Source organism: Enterococcus sp. AZ063 (assembly GCF_051715045.1).
GTDB lineage: Bacteria > Bacillota > Bacilli > Lactobacillales > Enterococcaceae > Enterococcus_D > Enterococcus_D casseliflavus.
The window spans coordinates 3,518,900-3,533,486 of the sequence record NZ_JBIOTA010000001.1 but is presented as its reverse complement, the minus strand read 5'-3'; the positions used below and the strand labels follow the sequence as shown (position 1 = coordinate 3,533,486).

Here is a 14,587-nt window from a genome sequence, read left to right as displayed (position 1 = left end):
AAGTACGAAGAAGCGAAAAAAAGGCCATACAAAAACCCTCCAGCAATTCGTTGCTGGAGGGTTTCATTTAATTGGCAGCTGCCAATGCTGCTTGGTTTTGTTTGGCATGATAGGCTTCCACGTCTAGGATGGCTTGTTTGAACATTTCTCGCGTGATCTCATAAGGCACGTGGACGATGTCATTGGTGGTCATTGCTTTGTCTAAGATTGCCTCAAGATCGCTGGTGTCGTTAAGGCCCATATCCACTAGGCAAACCGGCAGTTTGTTTTCCTTCATAAAGGCGTAGATGCGCTGGAAGAGGGCATCTTGCTGATCAAGCTGCAACAAGGCCAAAACGCCGTAACTAACGGATGCGCCGTGTAAATAGTCTTCCATTTTTTCCAAAACGGTCGTTCCGTAGTAAAAGGAATGAGCAAGGGCGGAGTTGTAATCATTGATGACTAAGACGGAAACTAAGCCGGTGGTTACGATGATATCCAAGACGACTTGCTCAATGGCATAAGACGGCTGATTGGCGGCACTGTCTTTCAAGGCTTGTGTGCCGTATTGCAATAAGCGTTCTGTGCACATTTTGCCGATTTGGATGCCTAACCCATCGGTGTAATCTAGCTGATCGCCCCGCGCTGAAAATGTTGATTCGATCTCTTTGGAGAGGGCATCGCCGATTCCTGCCCATAAGTACTTGTCGGGGGCTTGGGCGATGATCTCACTGTCGATAAAGGCATGGGTCGGCGGTTGCGAAGGGAAAAACAACCCTTGCATCTCGCCGTTTTCTTTATAGATGACACAAACCGCGGTGACTGGTGAGCAGTTGGAGCCGATCGTTGGGAAGGTGAAGACTGGTTTGCCAGCTTTTTCCCCAACCACTTTGACGGTATCGCAGACGCGGCCGCCACCAACGGCGAATAGAACATCGGCGGCTTGGACACTTGGAGTAGCGAACAGCTGATCGACGTTTTCATAGGTCGAGTTGCCGCCGTACCACAAGGTATCCGTCACTTGGACTGCTGACGTTAAAGCGGCTTTAATCTTGTCTTCGGCTTTTTCAAGGGCGGTTTTTCCGCCGATGATCACGGCATTGGTGCCGTATGGTTTTACGATGTCATTTACTTTTTCGTAGGCGTCCGCCCCGATTGTGTAGTTTGGCAAAAAGATACTTTGACTCATACTTTTCTCCTTCTTTCTTGGCCACGAGATTGGCTAAAATTGGTCCGGTAATTTGATGGATCACCATGCCGACTGCGGCAGGGGTAACGGCTGCCGCAATGGCGGCAAAGTGGGCATTGGCTAGCGAGATTGCTAGGCCAGTATTTTTCATTCCTAATTGAAACATGATGGATTTGGCTTGGGTGGCACTGACGCCCATCACACGGCTCAGACCATAGCCTGCGCCGTAGCCGATCAAGTTATGGAGCAAGACTAAGAAAATCACGATCAAGCCAGATTGGACGATGACGGCGCCGTTGCGAGCGACAGTTCCTGCAACGATCAATAAGATACTGACGGAAGAAATCAACACAAATGATTGCAGAAATCGCTCGATGTGCTTGGCAATGAGTTTGTGGACGGTCACCCCTAAAATGATCGGCAAGAGCACCATCTGCAAGACAGACAAGAGCATTTCCCAGAAGGAGATCTCGGTGTACTGACCAGCCAAGACATAAACCAAAAAGGGTGTAACGACGGTCGCTAACAAGGTCGATACCGTGGTCATGGAAACGGTGAGGGCGACATCGCCTTTGCCGATGAAGGTCATGACATTGCTGGCGGTTCCACCAGAAACGCAGCCTAGTAAGACAAAACCGATAATCAAACCGGAAGAAAGACCAAACAGCTGCGCTAAGCCGTAAGCCACCAAAGGGCTGATGGTGAACTGGAAAAGCACCCCTAGAATGCTTTGGGCTGTAAGACGACCATTTTAAACGCAGCAACGTTTAGAGTCATCCCCATACAAAACATGATGATGCTCAAAAGAATCGTTGTACGAGGTGGAATCCATAAGAAGGGTTGCGGGAAAAAATAAGAGACGATCATCAATAAAATCATGATGTAGATCAAATACTTGTTTACAAAAGCAGCGATCGTGTTGACGGTTTTCATAATAAAAAATCATCCTTCCTTTTTCTGCTTGACCAATCAAGTGTCCAAACAGAAGGGGTCTTTAGAATAAGTGCAGTGCATAACCGCGGGGAATCGGCAGCAGTTGGTCAACGAGCGTTTTGGATCTATCTGACATCAAGGTGTCAGCTTGCAAAAGGCCGCTTTCTTGAAAATGGGTATAAAAAAACACTCCATCTAAAGAAGCTGTTCTTCTTTTTGGATGCAATGTGAATAGGGACTCTTTGAATGTATAAAATCAAACAGTCCCGACTATAATAATAAAATAATTCGTTTGCTAACATTGGTGCGGGTCATATACGCCACCGTCCTTTTCTTTATTTTGAATTTTCTAAATATTTAAATTATTTCTACCTAGTCTACAAAAGAGTCAACGCTTTGTCAATCGTTTGAGAAAATTTTTTTCATTTTTTTGGGTGTTTTTTAAAAAACATGGGTTTCTATGGGGAAAAACAGCAAGAATTGGTTTGTGCTGTGCTTTTTTCCCCTTCGTTTAGAAACAGAATAGTTGTTGGATCTTGGTTTTTGTCCTACGATGATACTAGCAAGAGTTGGAAAAAGAAACGAGAGGAGCAAAGAAAATGAAAATTTTTGTCGTTGGTGCTACTGGACGAGTAGGTCAAAAATTGATCACCTTTCTAGAAAAACAAGGACACATCGTTTATGCTGGTGCGCGCAGCAGTGAGAAAATCACAGAAACGGAGACGATCAAGCCCGTGTTCTTTGATTTACACACAGAACCGGAAGAGATGGCAGCGAAATTCGCAGATGCGGAAGCGGTATACTTCGTGGCGGGTTCCCGAGGCAAAGACTTGCTGCAATCCGATCTGTATGGTGCGGTCAAAGTGATGCAAGCCGCTGAAGCAAAAGGAATCAAGCGCTACATCCACCTTAGCTCAGCCTATGCCTTAGAACCTGAACAGTGGCAAAGGGAAGGCATGGCGTCATTGATGGATTACACGATCGCCAAATTTTTCTCTGATCGCTGGCTGATCGACAACACCGCACTAGACTATACGATTTTGCAGCCGGGTGCGTTGAAAGAAACACCAGGTTCTAGTTTGATCGAGATCAGTGAAACGACCTCTGGTGCGATCCCCATCGAGGATGTCGCCATCTTGTTAGGTGAAATGCTGGAACGTCCAGCAACTTATCAAAAAGTCATCAAAGTCCAAGCTGGGGAAACCCCCATCAGCGAGGCACTGGATCAGCTTTAAGGCGAGCCTTTGGGCTTGAAGAGAATGTACTGAAGGAGCTGCACGGCGATGAATCGTTGGCGTGCGGCTTTTTTTTGTGAAGAAGCCAGCCACTTTTCATTTTTGAAAGCGGTGACTCTTGACTTTGGAAAAATAGTTTGTTACGCTTATTGCTAACTTTAGAGGGGGTGGTAAACGAATGTCAAGCGACTCGAGTGACGGTGAGCAGAAACACTATTTTGACTTGCCTTACTTTTTAATTGAATAGGAGACAAACAACAGCGCGTTATTTAGGAGCAGTTTCTAAATAAGGGGCTTATTTGTGTTATCCATCAATGAAAAAGAAAAGGAAGAAGAAAAAAAATGAATAAAAAAGAGTTTCAGTTATCAGTGTCAGAAACAATCGAACAGTATCAGGTCCCCTCTATCGATCAAGGAATAGATGAGGCGCAAGTAACCGAGCGGTTAGAAACCTACGGATTGAACCAATTAGCGGTTAAAAAAACCGCCAAGTGGCGTTTGCTGCTGCGACAATTCCATAACACGATCATCTACATTTTGATTTTCTCCGCCATCTTAACGCTGCTGATGGGGCATTTCTCTGATGCCGTGATCATTGGCATCGTCGTGCTGGTCAATGCGTTGATCGGTTATTACCAAGAAGCGAATGCTTCCGATGCATTAGAACGGATCAAAGAGATGCTATCAGCAGAAGCCACGGTCTATCGGAATGGGATTCGTCAAGATATTCCAGCTGCCGAAGTCGTTCCAGGGGATGTCGTATTCCTAGAAGCTGGTGACAATGTGCCCGCAGATCTGCGGATCATCGAAGCCGACAACTTGCGTATCCAAGAATCCGCCTTGACTGGTGAAGCCGATTCGGTGGAAAAAATAACAGATGCCTTAATGGATGAAGCAACTCCATTAGCGGAACAACGGAATTTGGCGTTTGCTTCGACTTCCGTGACGTCAGGAAGCGGGAAAGGGATCGTGATCGCTACTGGCGTCAAGACTGAGATCGGGAAAATCTCAGCTGAAGTCAATCAAACGGAAGAACGAAAAACGCCGTTGATGAAAGAGATCGATGGACTGGGGAAAGGCATCACCTATGTGATTATGGGCGTGGCGGTCTTGCTATTTGTCGTCAGCTTGTTCCAGCAGACCTATGCGATCTCTGTCTTATCCTTAGCCGTTGTCACCATGATCGTCGGCTCGATCCCAGAAGGATTGCCAGCAACGACCTCGGTGGTTTTGGCGATGGGTGTCAGCGACATGGCAAAAAACAAGCACACCATCATCAAAACGCTGCCAGCGGTTGAAACGCTAGGCTCAGTGGATGTGATCGCGACGGATAAAACAGGTACCCTGACCAAAAATGAAATGACGGTCAAAGACATCGTATTGGCTGAGCAGGAATATGAAGTGACGGGTGACGGCTATGCGCCGGTGGGAGAAATTCGTTTAAAGCAGGAGGACGTCCACGCGCAAGACACCTTGCAGTTGTTTTTGGAAGCTGGTTACGAAGCCAACGATACGGTACTGGTCCCAGAAGGAAATCACTGGACGATCAATGGGGAACCAACAGATGGCTCCTTCTTGACGCTGTATCATAAGCAATTTGCCTATCCGCAAGCACCTGCTTACCAAGAGCTGGATATGCTGCCCTTTGATTCGGACAACCGCTACATGGCGAAACTAGTGGCAAACCCTGCGGGGGAACGCTTGCTATTTGTTAAAGGCTCCCCAGATAAATTGTTTGAAATGGTGCAAAAACAAGCGGCGCCTTTTGATGAAGCCTATTGGACAGACCATGTCCGCCGCTTGTCGGCAGAAGGCAAACGAGTGGTAGCGGTGGGCTATCAGAAAGTTTCGATTGATCACATTGATGAAACGATTTTTGAGCAAGGGCTGCAATTACTAGGGATCGCTGGGATCATCGATCCGCCGCGAGAAGAAGTGATTGCCTCCCTGAAGGAAATGAACCAAGCCGGTGTTCAAGTGAAAATGATCACTGGCGATCACCCTCTGACCGCCAAAGCGATTGGGGAAAAGCTTGGCTTAGCGGATGAGATTCACGTCGTGACTGGTGCCGAGTTGGATCAGATGAGTGAAGCTGAATTTCAAGATGCTGCCTTGACGAATCAAGTCTTTGCACGAACCACGCCGAAAAATAAATTGGACATTATCAGAGCGCTACAAGCCAAAGGCAAAGTCACGGCGATGACAGGGGACGGAGTCAACGATGCCCCTGCGTTGAAGCGGGCGGATATCGGTGTAGCGATGGGGATCAGCGGCACGGATGTAGCCAAAGACTCTGCTGATATGATCTTGACCGATGACAATTTCGGTACCATGTCCTTAGCGATTCGCGAAGGACGCAGGATCTATGACAACATCAAAAAGAGCATTCTGTTTCTGTTGCCGACATCTTTTGCCGAAGGGCTGATCATTGCCTTTACGATCATGATGCAAAAAGAATTGCCGCTGCAGGCGACGCAACTGCTGTGGATCAACATGGTTTCTGCTATTACGATCCAGTTTGCGTTTATCTTTGAACCAGCAGAGTCTGGGATCATGAACCGCACACCGCGAAAGACAGGCAATAAATTGTTGAATCGCCACGATATTTGGCAGATGGCGTATGTATCGATCTTGATGGCAGTCATCAGTTTGATCGCTCATGACTGGCTCTTGCTGCAAGGCGTCAGCGAAGCCGTTGCCAGTACCATGATGGTCAATATCGTGGTCTTGAGTAAGATTTTCTATTTGTTCAACATCCGTACAAGTGCACCAGCGTTTTCTAAAGCTTCCTTCACCAATCCAAAAGCATTCGTGATCATTGGTGTGATGCTGGTTCTGCAACTGTTATTGACCTATGTTCCATTTATGCAAAGCGCCTTTCATACTGAGGACATGTCCTTGATCGGCTGGGTCATCTCAGCAGCTTCTGGGATGGTCGTCTTACTCGTGACGGAGTTTGATAAATGGCTTCGTTCGAGAAAAAATATTTAACCTAGGTTTTCTCGTGTTTTTCACAGGCAAAACCGCCTTGCTGCAGCTTAGGAAAATGGCGGAACGACAAGAGATTTCTGCTGTCGCTGCTTTGGGGTTGCCAAAAGAAAAAGCCAAGAGGAATTCCTATCGGCTTGTAATCAGGCCTATTGACAAACAAAAATGGTCGGGCTAAAATGCACATGAATTGAATAGTATTCTTCGGGGCAGGGTGTAATTCCCGACCGACGGTGACAAGCGCAATGCTTGAAGTCCGTGACCCGCATAGCTATGCGGTGGAGCCAGTGTGAATCTGGCACCGACAGTGAAAGTCTGGATGGGAGAAGAAAAACCACAAAATTTCAAGGGGCGCAGTGCGTCTAAAATTGATTTTTTGCCGGTCTTGTTTGTCTATGCCTCGTGAGATTCTCACGAGGCATTTTTTTATTGAAAGGAGGAAGGAAGATGCATAACGAATACATGCGTTTGGCGATCGCAGAAGCCAAAAAAGGGCGCTACCAAACCTTTACCAATCCGCTAGTGGGCGCTGTGATCGTCAAAGAGCAACGGGTCATTGCCAAAGGGGCTCACTTAGTCTATGGGCAGCCCCATGCGGAACGAAACGCCATCGAACAATGCCATTCCTCCGAAGACCTAATCAATTCGACTTTATACGTGACATTAGAACCTTGCAACCATCAAGGAAAACAGCCGCCTTGCACCCAGCTGATCATCGACAGTGGCATCAAAAAGGTAGTCGTCGGCCAGTTAGACCCTAACCCAATCGTGGCTGGACAAGGCAAGCGCTTTTTAGAAGAACAGGGCATCGACGTGTTGGTGGGCATCGAAGAAACAGCGGTGCGCCGTTTGAATCCACACTATAATTTTTACCATCAGCATCAGCGACCTTACGTGGCGTTGAAGCAAGCGATCACTTTAGATGGCCGGATCGCTCATGATGCGTTGACCCGCAGTGCGATCACTGGTTCAGCGGTTTGGCAAAACGTCCATCAAGAACGTGGGGACTATCAAGGAATCTTAGTGGGCAGTCAGACGGTGTTGACGGATGATCCCACCTTATTGACCACGGTTGAAACCAGCTTTCCGCCGATTCGCATCGTGTTAGACCGTCGGGGGCGAACGCTGTCGCAACCCCATTTGGCACTGTTTGTCGATGATTCGGCACCTGTGTGGATTTTTACGCAGCAGACAACTGTCAGTGATTTGCCAGCTCATGTGTCAGTGATCCAGCTGGAAGAGTTGACAATTGTTTCATTGCTGAAGGAGCTTGCCGCACGACAGGTCCAATCGCTTTACGTAGAAGGAGGCGCTGCGATCCATGATGCCTTTTTAGCCAGCGGACTGTGGCAAGAAAGCATTACCTATGTGGCGCCAAAGTTTCTTGGGGGCAATAGTCTCGCAAGTTTTACCAGTGAGCGTACCCCGAAACAGCTGCAGCAGCTAACAGAAGTGACGGTGACTGCAGTTGGGGAAGATGTTTGCATCCGAGGAAGGAGACCAGAGGAATGTTCACAGGATTGATTCAGGAAAAAGGCCGCATCAAAGAGATCCGCAAGCAAAGCCGCACGATCCAGCTAACTTGCAGTGCGTCCGAAGGATTACTGGCGGATTACCAGATCGGAGACAGTATGGCGATCAACGGGACGTGTTTGACGGCGATCGCCAAACAAGCGACGACGTTTACGGTGGATATCATGCCAGAAACCTTTCAACGAACCACCTTTAAACAACTCTCGGTGGGTGCCGAAGTCAATTTGGAGCGAGCGATGGCAGCGACGCAGCGTTTTGAAGGCCACTTTGTCGCAGGCCACATTGATGTAACGACCCGTTTGATCCAGAAAAAGCAGTTGGAAAATGCCTTGATCTTGACGTTTGCTTATCCTGTCAGTGTGCAAGGGGAAATCATTCCGCAAGGGTCGATTGCGATTAATGGCGTCAGTTTGACGGTTACCCAGACGACGGCACAGGCATTTTCCGTTAGCTTGATCCCCCATTCCAAAGACCAGACGACGCTGGGGCAGTTGAAACAAGGGGAGTGGGTCAATATCGAGACGGATATGATCGGGAAATATGTCAAATACCAACGAAAATGAAAGAAGGCAGACGATGCATAAAGTAGAACAAGCAGTGGAATGGTTAAAAAAAGGCGGCTTAGTGATTGTCGCCGATGATGAAAATCGAGAATCAGAAGGAGATTTGATTGGGATCGCTGAATACGCAACGCCAGAATCTGTCAATTTTATGGCGACTTATGGCCGCGGCTTGATCTGTGCACCCATCTCACAAGCGATCGCTGAAAAGCTGGCATTGCCTGAGATGACCGCCAATAATACGGATGCCTTTGGCACCGCGTTTACCATCAGTGTCGATCACGTGACGACGAGTACGGGAATTTCTGCGAAAGACCGGGCAGTGACGATTGAAAAGTTGGCTGATCCTGCGTCACAGGCTGCGGATTTTTATCGCCCTGGCCATATCTTCCCATTGACCGCTCAACCTGGCGGCGTGTTGGAACGCAGAGGACATACAGAAGCGGCGGTGGATTTAGCAAAGCTTGCTGGCAGCGTGGAAGCAGCCTACATTTGTGAGATTTTAAAGGAAGATGGCACGATGGCTCGGGTCCCAGAATTGAAAAAATTAGCAGAAAAATGGCAGCTGCCGTTTTTGACCATTGATGAGTTGGCGGAATATCTACGAGGAACCACGCCTATCACGGTGGATCTGCCAACGGCTTATGGGGCGTTCCAATTGTCCTTATTTGAAGATGAGTTCGGCAATGAACACCTTTTACTAGCCAAAGGCGAGATTCAACATACTACCGAGCCGCTGTTACTACGGATCCATTCAGAGTGTTTAACAGGCGACGTCTTCGGCTCTCATCGCTGTGATTGCGGCGAACAGCTGCAAGAAGCGATGCGGCAGATCGAAGCAAAAGGCCGCGGTGCGATTTTGTATCTACGCCAAGAAGGCCGCGGTATTGGCTTGCGGAACAAGCTCCGTGCCTATCAGCTGCAGGAACAAGGCATGGATACTTATGAAGCAAATATTGCATTAGGGTTTGCAGCAGATGCTCGTCATTACACGTTTGCCGCCGATGTTTTACGTTCCTTAGAAGTGCAGGAGATTCAACTGATGACCAACAACCCTGACAAAGTGAAGGAATTAGAAAGCTTAGGAATTAAGGTAGCAGAACGAGTACCGCTGGAGATGCCTGCGCATAAAGAAAACAGCAGCTATTTGAAAACGAAGAAAGAAAAGTTTCACCATTACCTATCTATTTAATCAGCCAAAGGAGAATGAACGATGACAGTATTTGAAGGAACGTTTCAGGGAGAGGCAGTCAAAGTAGGGATCGTAGTCTCACGATTCAACGAGTTTATCACTTCCAAGTTAGTGGAAGGCGCCAAAGACAATTTGTTGCGTCATGGAGTCAAAGCAGAAAACATCGATGTGTATTGGGTTCCAGGGGCTTATGAGATTCCGTATATTACCAAAAAAATCGTTGACCACAAGCAATACGATGGGATCGTGACATTAGGTGCCTTGATTCGCGGAGCAACGACCCACTATGAATTGATCTCAAATGAAGTGGCGAAAGGCGTAGCCCAAATTGGTCTGAATGCCGACATTCCGATCATGTTTGGTGTGTTGACGACTGAAACGATTGAACAAGCCATTGAACGGGCGGGAACCAAAGCTGGCAACAAAGGCAGCGAAGCCGCTCAAGGTCTTTTGGAGATGATTTCGTTGAATCAGCAAATCCTTGGCAACGCATAGGTTTCACGTTCGAACAAAGGGAAGCTAGCAAGAACAAGCCTGCCTGAGCATAGGCATCAGACTGGAGACAGACTTCGTACAAAATGAAGTCTGTCTTTTTTTCATCATAAAAAAAACACTTGATTATTATGCCAAAGGATTCGCTTCTTCACGGGTACCGTATTTTCGATAGGTTAATGGAGAGGAAAACGCCCAATCAATCACGAACATTAGAATAACTCTTATTTAAGGAAATTTTCAGAAAATTATTTACATTTCACAAAAGGTTCCTTATAATGACTCTATTCATTGAGAGTGATTCTCATTTGCAAATAGATGTCAAAGCAGCACATGGCTTTGGCGCTTTTCATGAGAAGAACTGTTATAAGCGAAAAAACGCACAGATGCTTCTTTTATGATGACGGCGAGGCAACAGTCAAGGTTGTTTTTGCTGTGAAATCAGGAGGGAGTCGTGCTGAATAAAGGAGAATCACATGTCGGTAGGGTTGATTAAATCAAATCGTTGGATGGTTTCGACAATCATTTGCTGTGTTTTAGTTGTCGCCATTCTCTTATCTGCAGGAGTTGCTTTGGCAAACGGTCAAGCCAATATCACCCTTGGCGAAGTTTACCAAATTCTCTTCTATAAAATCAGCCATGGATTGGTTGGTGATCTTTCAGGCATTTCAGACGCAAACATCAATATCGTCTGGTTTGTTCGGGCACCGCGGGTCTTGCTCTCTATTTTTGTAGGCATGGGGTTAGCGATCAGCGGGGCAGTGATGCAAGCGGTGGTCCAAAATCCGCTGGCAGATCCCTATATCTTAGGAATCTCTTCTGGCGCATCCTTAGGGGCGACCTTCGCCATCTTAGTCGGTTTTGGCGGCTCGGCGCTAGTCTTACAACTGGGCTTATCGTTTGGTGCCTTTGCAGGAGCGGGGATTGCCACTATTTTGGTGCTGCTGCTTGCCAGTATCGGTGGGAAAATGACTTCCACAAAACTTGTGCTGTCGGGGACGATCGTCAGTGCCTTATGCAGCTCTGTTTCAAACTTGATCATCTATCTGGCTAGCAATGCAGAAGGGATGAAGACTGTGGCGTTTTGGTCGATGGGCAGCTTAGCCTCGGCTTCTTGGAACAAATTGGGCTTTATCGTGGTTCTGGTTTCTTTGATCACGCTGTTCTTCCTGACGCAATACCGTGTTTTGAATACGCTTTTGCTGGGAGATGAAGTTGCCTCCACCTTAGGGGTCAAGCTGACCTTCTATCGTCGTTTTTACATGCTGCTAGCAGCGCTATTAACCAGTATCATCGTTGCGAATTCTGGTATGATCGGCTTTGTCGGCTTGATCATTCCTCATATCGTACGTGGAGTCAGCGGGGCGGATCATCGCCTGTTGATGCCTTTGACCGCTTTGACAGGCGCGTTGTTTTTGATTTGGGCGGATGTGATCGCCCGCTCGACCCTGCAAGGAGTCGAACTGCCGATCGGGATCATTACAGCGCTGATCGGTGCACCGATCTTTATCTATATCATTGTCAAACGGCAATACAACTTTGGGGGGTGACGGAATGAAATTAGCAGTTGAAAAGCTCAATCTGACGATCGGGGATCAGCAGATACTAAAAGACATCTCCGTCCAAACCGCACAGGGGCAATTTGTCGGCTTGATTGGTTCCAACGGCAGCGGCAAATCTACATTGTTAAAAGCTATCTACAAAACGTTGAAACCTGACAGCGGCGACATTTATTTGGGTGAGATGAATATTTTGAAAAGTTCCGAAAAAAAAGTCGCCCAGCAAGTCAGCGTCGTCAGTCAGTTCAATGAGTTGAGCTTTGATTTAACAGTAGAACAGATGGTGCTTTTAGGCCGCACGCCCCACAAGGGTTTGTTGGAACAAGACACCAAAGCCGATCATGAGCTGGTCACCGAAGCCTTAGCCAAAACAGGGTTAAGTGCCTACAGAAAACGCAGCTACCTCTCATTATCAGGAGGCGAAAAACAGCGGGTCGTCCTTGCTCGTGCCATCACCCAAGAACCGAAATTTATGATTCTCGATGAGCCGACCAATCATTTGGATATCCGATATCAACTGGAAATCTTAGAGACCGTCAAGCATCTGAAGATTGGCTTGTTGGCGGCGCTGCACAATTTGGAACAAGCAGCCAACTATTGCGACATCATCTATGCCTTAAAAGATGGTCGGGTCGTAGGGTATGGCGAACCAGAAACGCTGCTGACAGAAGAACTGATCGAAGAGATCTATGGCGTGAAATGCAGTATTTACCATCATCCGATCACAGGCGGATTAGGGTTTCATTATTATTTTGAAAAGGAGCAAACAGATGAATAAATGGGGAAAAATGATTGGGGTAGGATTGGCAGTCTTTACATTAAGCGCTTGCGGCAATACGAAGGATGAAGGAACTTCGGCTTCTTCCTCGCAGGCAGAAAGTACGTATCCCTTAACCATCAGCAACTACACCAAAGCAGAAGGCGGCACGCAATGGACCGTCAAGGACCAAACCTTTAATGAGGCACCAAAAAAAGTCGTAGCCAACACACGACCAGCAGCGGAATTGCTGCTGCATCTCGGCCTCAAGGATCAGATTGCGGGTGTCGGTGCAACCTTTGGTGCCGCCGATGAGGAAGTTGCTGCTGATTATGCAGAACTAAACGACCTGGGCAGCGACTATATCAGTAAAGAAACGGCGCTCAGTGTGGATCCGGATTTGATTTTTGGCCGCGGGGGACTTTTCGATAATCAAGATTGGGGCGTCGGCACCGTTGATTCCTTGAACGAGATGGGCATTCCGACTTACGTCCAAGAAACCTCTGTCACTGGGGCGACATTTGATTCCGTTTATCAAGACATTGAAAACCTTGGTAAGCTCTTCAATGTCCCTGAGGCAGCCGCTGCTTTTGAAAAAGAATTAAAGGATCGCCAGAGTGCCTTGGAAGAAAAAGTGGCAGACAAAGAAGAGCAAACCTTTGCCCATCTCTTTATGTCTGATCCAAGTGTGGTCAGTGTCTATGCCGCTCAAGACGAGTCTTTTTTCAACAGCAACTTTGATATGATCAAACTGAACAATGTGTTTCAAGACTATTCAGGAGAAGTCAGTGTCGAAACCTTGATCGAAACGGATCCCGATGTCTTGATCGTCGGCGACTGGTCAACGATCGAAGGCAGTGTTTCTGGTCAAGAAATCATTGAAGGCTTGTACAAAAATGACAAACTCTCCAGCATGAAAGCCATCAAAAACAAACAAGTCTACAGCATGGACTACAATTATCTCTTTGGCTACGGCTACCAAGCCTTGACTGGATTGGAAGAACTGGTAGAGCAAATGGCACAATAAGCACCTCCTATTGCATAAAAAGGAGAACCAACTTTTTATATAATAGAAGAAAACCAACGTTTCACTGGCCAATTGACCACAGAAACGTTGGTTTTTTGTATTGGGGAAAAGCAACCTTTGCCGCTGCCCGTTCCACAACAAGTAGCCCGTTAGCTGTTTTTTTCTGTCACGTGGTCCATTTGATAGCGAGACAATAGCTTCTCTTTGTGTTTTTGCATGATCGTCTCTAAAGAAATATCGTATTTATCGGCGAGAATAAATAAGTTATCCAGTACATCGCCCAATTCTTCCGTCAGGTTTGCCAGTTTTTCTTCTGGCAAGCCTTCTTGTTCATCGGGACGGTCACGACCGATCTCCAATGTCCGAATGGCACGGCTCACTTCCCCGACTTCCTCTGCTAAAAAATTCGCCCGAATAAACGGATCGTACTGATACCAGTTGCGGGCTTTGTAGAAGTCACTGATAAATCGTTGATACTCCTCAATGTTCATAAATTTTTTTCCATCCTTTCCCAGAACCTTTATCAGAATCATGATATACTATTTCAAAATGATTGAGAAGGATGATGGAGAGTTTTATGAAAATTGCAGTCTATTGTGGTGCCAGTGTCGGTAATGAACCTAGTTTTGCAACAGCCGCCCAAGAATTGGGGCAGTGGATCGCTTCACGGCAAAATACGCTGGTCTATGGCGGCGGAAAAGCGGGCTTGATGGGCGTGCTGGCAGATGCTGTCTTAGAAAATGGCGGTCAGGTGATCGGGGTGATCCCAACCTTTTTAAAAGATCGGGAACTAGCACATCCTGGATTGACCGAACTCCATGTCGTCGAGACGATGTCAGAAAGAAAACGAAAAATGTTCGAATTGTCGCAGGCGTTTGTCGCACTGCCAGGTGGTCCCGGGACGCTGGAAGAAATCACGGAGATGATCTCGTGGTCAAGAATCGGTCAGAACCCGAATCCGTGTGCTTTTTATGATGTGAACAATTTTTACCGCGCAACGAGAGCTTTGTATGACAATATGGTGGAAAACGAGTTCTTGACACAAGCCGATCGCGAAAAAATCGGCTTTGCACAAACAACGAAGGAGCTTGAAGCTTTTATTCAAGCCTACGAACCACCAGTTATGCGGCAGTATTAATGAGC

12 protein-coding genes, 1 pseudogene and 1 riboswitch are annotated in these 14,587 nt (G+C 47.1%); of the genes and pseudogenes, 10 read left to right on the top strand and 3 right to left on the bottom strand.

The window, feature by feature from the left end; all coding sequences use genetic code 11:
- Positions 1-67 precede the first annotated feature (67 nt).
- Together IGK61_RS16675 and IGK61_RS16670 are read right to left on the bottom strand one after the other, a co-directional pair.
- Positions 68-1,168, bottom strand: a complete 1,101-nt coding sequence (locus IGK61_RS16675; RefSeq protein WP_074536466.1) for an iron-containing alcohol dehydrogenase family protein — start codon at positions 1,166-1,168, stop codon at positions 68-70.
- Positions 1,104-2,101: pseudogene (locus tag IGK61_RS16670) on the bottom strand (bile acid:sodium symporter family protein). Before IGK61_RS16670 ends, IGK61_RS16675 begins: the two are co-directional and overlap by 65 nt.
- Positions 2,102-2,700: 599 nt before the next feature.
- Between IGK61_RS16670 and IGK61_RS16665 the strand changes: the two are divergent.
- From IGK61_RS16665 to IGK61_RS16625, 9 genes are all read left to right on the top strand, one after another.
- A complete protein-coding gene (locus IGK61_RS16665; protein WP_074536468.1) occupies positions 2,701-3,336 on the top strand; it encodes an NAD(P)H-binding protein in 636 nt (211 codons plus the stop codon).
- Positions 3,337-3,678: 342 nt separating this feature from the next.
- The gene (locus IGK61_RS16660; protein ID WP_074536469.1) at positions 3,679-6,327 is read left to right on the top strand and encodes an HAD-IC family P-type ATPase; all 2,649 of its coding nucleotides are present in this window, start codon (positions 3,679-3,681) and stop codon (positions 6,325-6,327) included.
- A 193-nt stretch (positions 6,328-6,520) separates the two neighbouring features.
- Positions 6,521-6,659, top strand: a riboswitch (FMN riboswitch).
- Between the two features lie 112 nt (positions 6,660-6,771).
- Positions 6,772-7,848 (top strand): bifunctional diaminohydroxyphosphoribosylaminopyrimidine deaminase/5-amino-6-(5-phosphoribosylamino)uracil reductase RibD, encoded by a 1,077-nt coding sequence (gene ribD / locus IGK61_RS16655; RefSeq protein WP_005230615.1) that lies wholly within the window; start codon positions 6,772-6,774, stop codon positions 7,846-7,848.
- Positions 7,833-8,420 (top strand): riboflavin synthase, encoded by a 588-nt coding sequence (locus IGK61_RS16650; RefSeq protein ID WP_005230617.1) that lies wholly within the window; start codon positions 7,833-7,835, stop codon positions 8,418-8,420. Before ribD ends, IGK61_RS16650 begins: the two co-directional genes overlap by 16 nt.
- A 13-nt stretch (positions 8,421-8,433) precedes the next feature.
- Positions 8,434-9,609, top strand: a complete 1,176-nt coding sequence (locus IGK61_RS16645; RefSeq protein WP_074536470.1) for a bifunctional 3,4-dihydroxy-2-butanone-4-phosphate synthase/GTP cyclohydrolase II — start codon at positions 8,434-8,436, stop codon at positions 9,607-9,609.
- A 21-nt stretch (positions 9,610-9,630) separates the two neighbouring features.
- The gene (ribH, locus tag IGK61_RS16640; RefSeq protein WP_005230622.1) at positions 9,631-10,104 is read left to right on the top strand and encodes a 6,7-dimethyl-8-ribityllumazine synthase; all 474 of its coding nucleotides are present in this window, start codon (positions 9,631-9,633) and stop codon (positions 10,102-10,104) included.
- Positions 10,105-10,577: 473 nt separating this feature from the next.
- Complete coding sequence (locus tag IGK61_RS16635) at positions 10,578-11,651, top strand: FecCD family ABC transporter permease (RefSeq protein WP_074536471.1); 1,074 nt, start codon at positions 10,578-10,580, stop codon at positions 11,649-11,651.
- 4 nt (positions 11,652-11,655) lie between these two features.
- Positions 11,656-12,438 carry an ABC transporter ATP-binding protein gene (locus IGK61_RS16630; protein WP_010748955.1) on the top strand — a complete coding sequence of 261 codons (783 nt, stop codon included), beginning with the start codon at positions 11,656-11,658 and terminating at the stop codon, positions 12,436-12,438.
- Positions 12,431-13,444: an ABC transporter substrate-binding protein gene (locus IGK61_RS16625; RefSeq protein WP_074536472.1), complete on the top strand. Its 1,014-nt coding sequence runs from the start codon at positions 12,431-12,433 to the stop codon at positions 13,442-13,444. The genes IGK61_RS16630 and IGK61_RS16625 overlap by 8 nt, the downstream gene beginning before the upstream one ends.
- A gap of 149 nt (positions 13,445-13,593) precedes the next feature.
- Here the strand turns inward: IGK61_RS16625 and IGK61_RS16620 are convergent, their stop codons facing one another.
- The gene (locus tag IGK61_RS16620) at positions 13,594-13,935 is read right to left on the bottom strand and encodes a MazG nucleotide pyrophosphohydrolase domain-containing protein (RefSeq protein WP_015510530.1); all 342 of its coding nucleotides are present in this window, start codon (positions 13,933-13,935) and stop codon (positions 13,594-13,596) included.
- 86 nt (positions 13,936-14,021) lie between these two features.
- Here IGK61_RS16620 and IGK61_RS16615 point away from each other — a divergent pair, with 86 nt between their 5' ends.
- Positions 14,022-14,582, top strand: coding sequence for a TIGR00730 family Rossman fold protein (locus IGK61_RS16615; protein WP_074536473.1), 561 nt, complete (start codon positions 14,022-14,024; stop codon positions 14,580-14,582).
- Positions 14,583-14,587: the final 5 nt, after the last annotated feature.